Here is an 8,492-nt window from a genome sequence, read left to right as displayed (position 1 = left end):
CAAATTGACTTTTTTGTTAACAAATTTGACAAATTGCTTTATACCTGCTTACAAAGTCGTTTTTGTTTTCGTCCCCCTTTGGGGAGGGTAGCGCGGGTTTGAGGGTTATATTTTGGAGAATGGGGAGGGTGTGTCCTCCCCCGTGTTTTCGGCATTACTTGGAATTCCGACCTATAGGTCGTAGCCTCTACTCCTCACTACTGATTTTTGACCTCTGATTGTGCTAGCACTTGCTAATTCTTGCCAAGCGCGGAAGGGTTACACCGTTCCGCCACGTAGTTGAGTGATTTTTAGTTGCATTTGCTGATTCTTGTTAAAAAGGGAAGGGTGACACCGTTCCAGCACGCAGTCTACATCAACAACACTCTTGCATCCTAGAGAACCCTATAGGGTTCTAGTATCTGCATACGCGCTGCAACTATTCACCAACCAGACGCTTATACTCAGCCTCAGCATCCTTGTATTTTTGGGAGCCTCCTTTTGACACTCCCCAAATTTCAAGAATGATTTTTGCTTTGCCGTACCCGCGAGCCTGCAATTGCAAGATGCGTTCTCGCAGCTCATTATCGGCGTTCTCAGCTAGCTGAACGTTTTCCCGCTCTTCTTCCTCAGAACTCATCGCTAGAGCGCGTTCTAGCAGTTCTCGGTTGGCATCGGTAGCTAACAAAAGTTCCGCCTCGTTCCGTCGTTGCTGCTCAGCCACATAGATCGAGGTACTGAGTTCATCTGCCACGTCGGCGTCGATCGCCCGCGCTTTCATCGCCTCAAATTCCTCCTCTTTTGCCACCTTCAAGGCAGAGCGACGCGCCTCAAAGCAGCAAGCAAAACCAGACACCAGGGCAACGCCTTGGATGAAGTTGTGCAGCGGTATTTTGCGAGAAAAGATGAACGGGGGAGCTAGCCAGAGGGTAAGACCCGAGAGAGAAAGAACAGACACTTTCAAGAGCGACACAACATCACCCCCATCCCGACCAAAGCGCCGATCGTGCTGGCAATCAGTCGAAAGCGAAGCTGTATCAAGTTGATTTTGAGGATGGCCACCAAAGCATCATCCAAAATCCAAGCGCTGATGCTGACAACCAGCTTGAGAGCAAACAGTGCTTGTACAAAATGCAGAAGTGAGAAATGCAGCGATGCCAACCAGCATAGGAAGCTGGAGGCAATCGCAGTCAGCAGAAAATTGTTGCCAAGTGCGATCGCCTTTATCATTCTTTTGTCCCTCCCAGTAGCTTGGCTTTGATAACTTCAATCCGTTCACTGGCGCGGTTTTCGGCGTTCTCTAATTTCACCCCTAATCGGGCATAACCAGGGCGCAAGCCGTGCAGATGCTTTGCCAAGCCCACGTCAGCCTTTTTTTTGGTGAGTTCATTGGTGGCGACGATTTTTTCATAGCCCCGGTGCGCTTTATGTACCTTTGCGTCCGCTTCCTCAATCTGCCCTAGCGATTTGTACGCTTTTTTGGCGTGGCGAGCTCCCTCGGTTTTTTCCTTCGCCAGCACCTTCATTGCGTCCGCCTCTTCTTTATCGAAGTATCGAGGGGCATCCACTACGGGCGTGGTGCGGATGCTCGTGAAGTTGCCGGGATTTAGCGGGGTGATTACGTTGGCATCGGTCGGAGCGGTTAACTTCTCAGATTTACTGCTGATGGCATCGGAAACCTCGCCACCAAATAGTTTTGTCATCATGCCCATGTCATTTACCTACCTGAATTGTGATTTTTACAGGGAAAAGATTTAGCGGATTGATGCGGGGGAATTGCCCCAAAATCAGCAGTGCACAGCCAACCGACGCAAGAGCCAGGGCGAGGGCTTGTCCAAAATCTACCCATTCCAGCAAATTAATCTGGTGTGGAATTTCATTGGAAACAGTCGAGCCGTCAATAGATGTGATTTCAGGTTTGCGATCGAACTCCAACCCGTGCGAACTAAGCAGTTTTTCCCAAGTTGCGGTCGCTCGCAAGTCTCCAAACTGTCTAGCTTGGTCTTTTGTCAGGTTGCAAGATTCTGCAATTGCTTTGAGTTCGTCGATCCTTCGGGAGGATTTAAACGGCGCTAAGGTTTCCATAAAACCCCCGCCGTAACAAAATTGCCATCAAAGATTGGATAGTCACTCGCGGGGTAAGCAGTTGAACTCAGCCAAGTGACAATATATTCCCAGCAATTCTCCGGCTGGTTCCAAGCAACACCGCAAACCTCACCGCGTTCTAGATATTCGGTTCCGGTGTTTTCATCAGTCCAGCAAAAAGTTACGGCATCCCCGAACCAAAACTCAGGCTTGGGAGTATCCGCGCAAAACGTAAATAATTGCGATCGCCCGCATAGGCAATCGGCTGAATGTGGCATTATTATTAGGCTCCAAGCGTTGTTGTGAACGTTTGGGGAAGTCGTGACTTGTTAAGCAGTTCCAAGTGCTTAGCAGTCGCGCATCAATCTTCCTCAGTTCCTTAACGATCGTGTTTTCCGGCTACTTTGTCAAGTGGTGGCTGTATAAAGTTTTGTAAGAAAGCCCCGAAGCTAACCGGGGCACGATTCCTAATCTTGCAAGATGTGTCTCAGGACTTCTCAATCATCGCACTCGCTCCCCGCGTTCTTCCTGTTGAATTTCTAACTGGTTCCGTAGGTCGTGGCGCACTTCAGGGTCTGTAATATCGCTGTACTTCTCAAAGCTTGCCCCGCAGTCGTTGCATCTGCAATGGGTTTTTTCCTCTAGTTGCTCAAGGATAAAGAATGTTTCGCCCCGTTTGACGTTGAGCGAGTTGCATTTTTCGCATCTAATCATCGCTTCCCTCCAAAATTTCTAGGTCAGAGCTTCTCAAGTATCCCTAAAATCTTCTCAGCATCGCTGATAGCGAATTTAGTCCTAGGGAAGGCCGCTTTAAGCTCATTCAGGAAAATGAAAGTGTCGGGCAATTTTTTGGCAGGGGCCGATTTTTGTTTTAGGTCGGAGAGTTCTGCTTCAATTTCTTCCCGATCGGCGCGTTCTGTCTCAAGTTGCAATCGCAATTCTGCAAGCTCACGCTTTTTCGCTTCAAACCTATCCTCTAGCTCATCATAGTTAGCTGTGAGCATCGCGATTTGAAAATGGGCATCGGCAAGCGCTTCCTCTGGAGTGAAGCCGAAAATCTTGGCTTGTGCCAGAGCTTCCTCTGGTGTGGTGAGAGCATGATCGTATTCTGAGTTACCCAACTCAATCTGTAACTCGCTGTCTGTAACTGTGGGTAACTCTTCAAAATTACCCGCGTCGGACTTTCCCGGCAGTTCACTCCTCAAAGCTTCTAAGGATTCTTGCAGCAATTGGACTTGAGATTTTAAAGCAGTGAATTCCTCAACTGTAACCGCATCTGTAACTCTGTCTGTAACCGATTGATTGATTGTATCTGTAACCTCTGTAACCCTATCTGTAACCCGTGGTTGTGGGGGAGTATTTAGAGCCTCTGCAATCTCCTCAAGCTTTGCTGTACTTATCTCTGAGGACTTGCCGATGTATTTCTTATGTAACCTGCCTGCCATCTTTCTGTAACCGTACCAGTAGTCACCGCCCTTGCCTGTTTCCTTGCGGACTGTGTAGGGTTTGCCGTCCCCTGTGGGTTCATACCTGAAAGAGCCAACAGACTCTAGCCACGTCGCACCCTTTGGGGAGTCAAGCTCGAATACCTTGCCACCGTCCGTCTCTATCAAACCTTGCATCACCGATGGAATTGCCATAAGTTACCTACTCGTTACCTACCCGTATCTGTAACCAATATAAGTAACTTACAGGTAACTGTCAAGAGTTACAGAGAATATCTTTATTCTCAATAAACCCCTACTTCACAGCAATAACGCCACCATTTACACCCTCAAAATACTATGATAACGGCACAGTAGGGGATGTAGGCTCTAGCTCGTCAAACTTAGGTTTTCCGACGTAAGAAAGTAGGGACAATGAGGCGATCGCTCCTTTGACCTGCGAGTCAGAAACCTCTAAATATTTTTGGAGTTCTGACAGAGTGCGATGGCCGCTAACTTCTTGGATAACTCGCAGTGGGATACCAGAGTTTGACATCTGGGTTAGTGCAGTGCGGCGGAAACTGTGGGTAGATGCTCCCTCAATTCCGACTTTCTTGCAAGCTTCCCTGAGAATTACAGCGGCGCTGTCACTGCTGATATGTCGGAGTTTGTGGGAAGTGTGCCGACCAGGAAATAAAAAAGTCGGGCCGGCGCTTGGTTGCCAGAGAATTAAAAGCGATCGCAATTCTGGGTTAACTGGGATGCCGCGAGTTGCTACTTGTCCTTTGGTTGCCGCTTTCCTGATGTTGATTTCTTCCCGCACTTGCCCGGTCGTGGTGTAGCAGTCCTCAGTCTTGAGAGAGCAAGCCTCAGCAATCCGAGCCGCCGTGTACAAGCAAACTCCAAACAGCGCTCGATCGCGATCGGACTGCAAGCCCTCAGTAAATAACAATTCAATTTGTGCCGGCGACAAGATAGCCGCTTGCCCGTGTCTGTCTGATTTCATTTTGGATTTTAGATTCTAGCTGCGAGTTTTGCGATCAGAGTTAAGCAGGATGGAATTTCTCAGGGAATACCAGCATCTCACCAAGCTCGCCGCTAGCCTGCAAGAATTGCACCTTGTACTGAGTTCCAGCTTCACACCAGCCAAGTACCCGTGCCTCGCACCATTTACCCCAGCGATTTACCCAGCCCGTCCAATTTGCGATCGGCGCTTCCGGTTCGGGAAGTTCTGCCGGAAGTTCGGGGGAAGTGGTAGCCACCTCTGTCTGACAGATGGTAGCCTCTAAATCTTCCTCAATTTCGGTAGCACCCCTCGCTGCATTGTTATAGAGAATATCGGGTAGGGGTGCTACCAGTTCTACGCTAGTGCTGTCAACCGTTCCAGCCGATACTGATGAGCGTTTTTCTGACTCTTTTTTCTGAACTTTTTCTTCCCATTTTTGGAGCATTTTTGATGAGACGGCGGCGTAAAGTTCGTTGAAGTCTGCGGGCAAGCTTCCCCCCTCTGGTCTGTAGCGGTACTCGCGCTGCTGTCCTTTTTTCTGGGTTTGGGCTTTAACAAGTTTGACCCCGCCAAGATGAGCGAGCAAGCTTTGCAGGTATTGGATATTAGATTGATTTTTGATTTTCAGGTCAAGTGTGGCCGCTTCCTTTCCTTCCCCCCACTTAGCCACTGCCAGAACTTCCGGTGAGTCATTGCAGAAAGTGCGATCGCCTTCTACTAAGAATTTTCCGATGTCGAGTTTTTGGAGTGCTCGGAGAATCTGCGGATTAAGTCTGTGGTCGGAGCCGAAAACTTTTAGTTTGCCTTCTTCATATTTGTAGCCGCGTAACTGCTTTGCCTTGTCTGGGTTTTGAAATTCCCACAGGTTCCGCATCGCTGGCAAAAGCTTGTTATCTTTTTTAAGTCTCAGCACCAGGGCTCCAGTAATTTCGATGCCTGGTAGTTGGTCGGCAATAATTGCACGGTTAGCGGCGCGGATGTCGGCTTCTGTGACTTTCTTGTGGTTTTGCCGCTTGAGAATTTTCTCAGCTTCAGCGATCGGGATAATTTCAGCCATTGCCACCGCTTCCGCGTACTCTTCCTTTACTTCCTCCTTAACCTGTTTGTGTTTTTGAGTCTCTGCACTTTCAATGTCGAGCTCTAAAACTTCATGGCCCGATTCTCTCAGCAGTTCGCAGACAAAATCATAAAAGTACGGCTGTTCAATATTCTCCAAGATTTTTAAATCAATCCAAGCTCGCTCATGCAGACAGCGCTTTGCTTCTTCATAAATTTCGGCTTGAATATCTTCTAGTGGCCGCTCATCAAATTCTGAAATATCAGCGGCCATCCGATCAGCCATCAATTTCTGAAATCTAGCGGCATAAAGTTCACCTCCATCTCGCAGAGGAAGGCCACGCGCTGCACAAAGTATTTTGATACCTCCGATCGGATGCCTTACCCGTCGTACCATCTGGCAAACAGAATTTACCGTCACAACGCCGCCAAACATTCCGAAAACCTCAGAGAAATAGTCAGGGATTGAAATATCAACGCCGTCCTGTAGCAGTGGCGTAGCTACGATAAATGACCATTTGTGCGAACTGATTGACTCACTGGGATTTTTGATAAATTCTGCCTGCAAGTCCTCTGTTGAGTTGTCGGCAGTCAGTAACAGTCCTGTACCCGCGCCGTGTACTTCCTCTAATTGTCGGCAGAGTGCGATGCCATCATTTTTTGAATCACAAAATACTGCGGGCCGGTCTGCTTTGAGGATTAAATTTTTAAAGGCTTCTATCTGTGAAGCTTTCAGCGGTGCACCGGAACCCTTGAAAATTTCTACTTTAGGCAAGGTGGCTTTGAAAGTGTTTTCGTATTTTGTGACTTCCTTACCCGGTGCGAGCGATGCGATATAAGCTACCGTGGCATCGGTGAGGTGGCCGTCAAGTAAGATTATGCGGCTAGCGGAACTTAGGAGCCGTGTAAATTTCTCAAGAATTGCTATGCGATCGGATGCGGAAATTGTGCGGCTAGTGAGAATGTGGCGGACAACGCTCTCGACTTCATCCAAAATAATTGTGCAATTGTAGTCAGCGCTGTCATCTAGAAACCTCAGCAGCGAGTCTACGCAAGAAGCAATGCGGCCGTCGGGGTCTGAAAGCATTTTCCAGCCTTCATCAAATTGAATATGGTAGAAATTGCAGCGCTCAGAAGTTCCCCGGAGCAGAGCGTTACGGTGTCCCAGCAAGAAAAACTTGCCTAAAGTGCAGACAGCAGTCAGCCACGCTAGCCACTGAGTTTTACCGCGTCCGAGTCCTGCTTTGATGGCTGTAATTGTGTTCGGGCCGGGTTCCGGCAATTTCACGAATTCAAGATTGCACCGCACAGTCGGAGTGTATTGGCGGCGCTTCTTCCATCGCCGTAAAAGCTGCGTGTATTTTGTGTCTGGCTCAAACGGTAGTGCTTTCTCTAGTGCGGGTAATGGTTCCGGGTTCTGTGCCTGTGCTGCAATCTCTGCATTTACCCGGTTCAGAAATTCATCAGCACCGATCGCCTCTAAAATTTCCTTGATGTCGCCGGCTTCCGGGATATCGGGGTAAATTTTGCGCGGATCTATAACTATGCAAGGAAATTGAATGTGACGCGCAACGAGCCAAACTTCTTGACCTTTCTTGATGCCCGCCGCGTCGTTATCGCGCAACATTGCGATCGAGACATTTTTACCCGTCGCTCGCAGCGTCTCCAGCATTATCTGGATTTCTGGATGGCTCCAAGCGCTTCCTTGTACAGTCAAAGCTGCGATACTGTGCAGCCGTCCAAGTTCTACGTTGGGTTCTCCCTCAAGTGTTAAGACTACGACGGGTTCCCCGTCTGGGATGTTTTTTAGGAGCTCGACAACTTCATTAATTTGGTAAGCCGGCCAGCGAGCGTCACCTTTTTTCCAGATTTGTTTGCCGTTGAAGTCGGTGTGAACTTGTCTATAAGTTTTGTCGCGTCCCTTCGGGTGGGTCGGCTCTGGCCATTCAAACCGCTTAACTTCTTGAGTGTTGCTGTAGCGGTAGGTAATTTGTGCAGCATTACTTGGCACACCTTGCGGGAAATATCTTGGCCGTTCAGCGCGTGGTAGTTTTCCGGGTGCTGGTAGTCTAAGAAGTTTTGCACCGATCGGAATTGGTGCGGGCGGGTATTCTTTCTTTTGAGCTTTCGGTTTTCTTGCTTGCCGTGCAGGGCGATCGCCTTTGACTTCTGCCAAGAATTCCGACAGCGGCCGAATAGCTTCGCGGATGTCAGCAGTGCTACAGCCACCGCTCCAGCATTGAAATTTACCAGTTTTGGGGTCTACACCTAGCCGATGTCCCTCGCAGACTGGGCAAGTGTAAAAATTCTTAGCCTTTGCTGGCTCAAGTCTTTCTAGATGGTTCCGAATATCGAACTTTTCTGATATCATAGTGAGAATGATTCTTATTCTGAATCGCTCTCACCCGAAAGTTAAACTGACCCCTGAAAATTTTAGACGTACTTTAAACGTGCTTACGGTAAACTGGACTTAATAATGATTATTGGAACGCTCCCTTGGCGGGGAGTTGGGGTCTGTTGCTACTTTCGGGTGGTAGCAGTTTTTTTTTTGCATTTGGCTAACACCAATTGAGATCCACTATATCGCGAAACCTCTCCAACAGCGTATTCTATTTTTAGGAAGGCGGAAAAACGCACACTGGTGTTCGCTCAAAATAGTCAATAAATTGACAATGCGGAGGCAGCGGAATTGACTAGATTCCAGATAGTGCAGTATGTTGCACTATACCAACTTATTGGTATAGGTCAATTGTTTGACCTATTGATTGACATTTTGTAAGTCCATATATGGACGTACACACATTGACGTGTAGCGGACATCTAGGCAACTTCTGCTAGCAAAATCTGCTAGTCAGTTTGACTAGCCAAATTGACTTTTTTGTTAACAAATTTGACAAATTGCTTTATACCTGCTTACAAAGTCGTTTTTGTTTTCGTCCCCC

Annotated in this window: 9 protein-coding genes; all 9 read right to left on the bottom strand. The window is 48.1% G+C overall.

Translation table 11 applies throughout. The annotated features are described in order from the left end of the window. Window positions 1-418: 418 nt before the first annotated feature. Entirely contained in the window at window positions 419-952 is a 534-nt protein-coding gene (locus QUA07_RS29260; protein ID WP_333332593.1) for a hypothetical protein, read from the bottom strand. Further along, on the bottom strand, window positions 940-1,209 hold the full coding sequence (locus QUA07_RS29255; protein ID WP_333332590.1) for a hypothetical protein: 270 nt from the start codon (window positions 1,207-1,209) through the stop codon (window positions 940-942). The genes QUA07_RS29260 and QUA07_RS29255 overlap by 13 nt, the downstream gene beginning before the upstream one ends. Next, a complete protein-coding gene (locus QUA07_RS29250) occupies window positions 1,206-1,691 on the bottom strand; it encodes a hypothetical protein (RefSeq protein WP_333332588.1) in 486 nt (161 codons plus the stop codon). The genes QUA07_RS29255 and QUA07_RS29250 overlap by 4 nt, the downstream gene beginning before the upstream one ends. A gap of 1 nt (window position 1,692) precedes the next feature. Beyond that, a complete protein-coding gene (locus QUA07_RS29245) occupies window positions 1,693-2,064 on the bottom strand; it encodes a hypothetical protein (protein WP_333332586.1) in 372 nt (123 codons plus the stop codon). Then, window positions 2,052-2,342, bottom strand: coding sequence for a hypothetical protein (locus QUA07_RS29240; protein ID WP_333332584.1), 291 nt, complete (start codon window positions 2,340-2,342; stop codon window positions 2,052-2,054). The genes QUA07_RS29245 and QUA07_RS29240 overlap by 13 nt, the downstream gene beginning before the upstream one ends. 223 nt (window positions 2,343-2,565) lie before the next feature. After that, the gene (locus QUA07_RS29235; RefSeq protein WP_333332581.1) at window positions 2,566-2,778 is read right to left on the bottom strand and encodes a hypothetical protein; all 213 of its coding nucleotides are present in this window, start codon (window positions 2,776-2,778) and stop codon (window positions 2,566-2,568) included. 23 nt (window positions 2,779-2,801) lie between these two features. Beyond that, window positions 2,802-3,704, bottom strand: coding sequence for a hypothetical protein (locus tag QUA07_RS29230; RefSeq protein ID WP_333332579.1), 903 nt, complete (start codon window positions 3,702-3,704; stop codon window positions 2,802-2,804). A 142-nt stretch (window positions 3,705-3,846) separates the two neighbouring features. Continuing rightward, a complete protein-coding gene (locus QUA07_RS29225; protein ID WP_333332577.1) occupies window positions 3,847-4,494 on the bottom strand; it encodes a tyrosine-type recombinase/integrase in 648 nt (215 codons plus the stop codon). A gap of 40 nt (window positions 4,495-4,534) precedes the next feature. Next, on the bottom strand, window positions 4,535-7,921 hold the full coding sequence (locus tag QUA07_RS29220; RefSeq protein ID WP_333332574.1) for a plasmid replication protein, CyRepA1 family: 3,387 nt from the start codon (window positions 7,919-7,921) through the stop codon (window positions 4,535-4,537). Window positions 7,922-8,492 lie beyond the last annotated feature (571 nt).

This window comes from Microcoleus sp. T3_A4, from assembly GCF_036700465.1.
GTDB lineage: Bacteria > Cyanobacteriota > Cyanobacteriia > Cyanobacteriales > Microcoleaceae > Microcoleus.
The sequence above is the reverse complement of the archived record's forward strand: the minus strand, read 5'-3'. Positions and strand labels throughout refer to the sequence as shown.

Bases quoted from the DNA above. Each gene is read 5' to 3' on its own strand.
- QUA07_RS29255 (WP_333332590.1), bottom strand. From the start codon at position 1,209: ATGATAAAGGCGATCGCACTTGGCAACAATTTTCTGCTGACTGCGATT.
- QUA07_RS29250 (WP_333332588.1), bottom strand. From the start codon at position 1,691: ATGGGCATGATGACAAAACTATTTGGTGGCGAGGTTTCCGATGCCATC.
- QUA07_RS29245 (WP_333332586.1), bottom strand. From the start codon at position 2,064: ATGGAAACCTTAGCGCCGTTTAAATCCTCCCGAAGGATCGACGAACTC.
- QUA07_RS29240 (WP_333332584.1), bottom strand. From the start codon at position 2,342: ATGCCACATTCAGCCGATTGCCTATGCGGGCGATCGCAATTATTTACG.
- QUA07_RS29235 (WP_333332581.1), bottom strand. From the start codon at position 2,778: ATGATTAGATGCGAAAAATGCAACTCGCTCAACGTCAAACGGGGCGAA.
- QUA07_RS29230 (WP_333332579.1), bottom strand. From the start codon at position 3,704: ATGGCAATTCCATCGGTGATGCAAGGTTTGATAGAGACGGACGGTGGC.
- QUA07_RS29225 (WP_333332577.1), bottom strand. From the start codon at position 4,494: ATGAAATCAGACAGACACGGGCAAGCGGCTATCTTGTCGCCGGCACAA.
- QUA07_RS29220 (WP_333332574.1), bottom strand. From the start codon at position 7,921: ATGATATCAGAAAAGTTCGATATTCGGAACCATCTAGAAAGACTTGAG.